This window comes from Proteus sp. fly-1067 (genome assembly GCF_040139345.1).
In the GTDB taxonomy this organism is placed as follows: domain Bacteria; phylum Pseudomonadota; class Gammaproteobacteria; order Enterobacterales; family Enterobacteriaceae; genus Proteus; species Proteus vulgaris_B.
The window spans coordinates 1-680 of sequence record NZ_JBEEUL010000116.1; the positions used below are offsets into that span (position 1 = coordinate 1).

Here is a 680-nt window from a genome sequence, read left to right on the forward strand (position 1 = left end):
TTTAATAAGCAACAACGCCTTATTGCTTTGCATAAAGCTAGATTGAAGCTATTGAGCTCAATTCAGGCTCAGTGTCCTCTTGCCAGATTAAAGGGCTTCCTAAGGGCACATTTTCAAGTCACACCATTTGATTTACAAGAAGAGAGCACTGAACTGTTTACCTTTCCCATTGTGGCGGTCAGTTCACTGCCGAATGTGGATTTTCAAACGAGATTGGGCTGTATCTCTTTCCTCACCGTGAAACGGGATGGTAAAAAATTCGGCAGATGCAAGGACTCTTAGCCAGTGCTGAGAATTTGAACATAAAGGTGTAAAAAATGGTATCGATTAGTGATCCCCTCCAAATGAGGGGGGGATGACACTTAAGCAAGATATGGAATGTATGAGTAATTCATTGTTTAAGCTCCATATAAACTAGTCCTTTACTATCCTATAATACAACAGCTGACAAAAACTTGGAGCTGTAATAGAAACAGGCTACACTGCAATCATTGCCCTAAATTACATACTGACATTAAAAAGCCATAAAAAATATAATTATGATGGTTTTATTTATTGTTAACCCTTTCACAACGGAAAATAATAGACAATGATAAATATTAACTTTGGAAAAAATGGAATTCCCATTCTCAATGATTTAGCTCTTGATGAAAATATACCATTATCCCAACAAATCGAGC

At 36.9% G+C, this 680-nt stretch carries 1 pseudogene; it reads left to right on the top strand.

What is annotated here, in order from left to right:
- Positions 1-282, top strand: a pseudogene (locus ABN217_RS19490) (type VI secretion system tip protein VgrG); the annotation flags it as partial.
- Between the last annotated feature and the right edge of the window lie 398 nt (positions 283-680).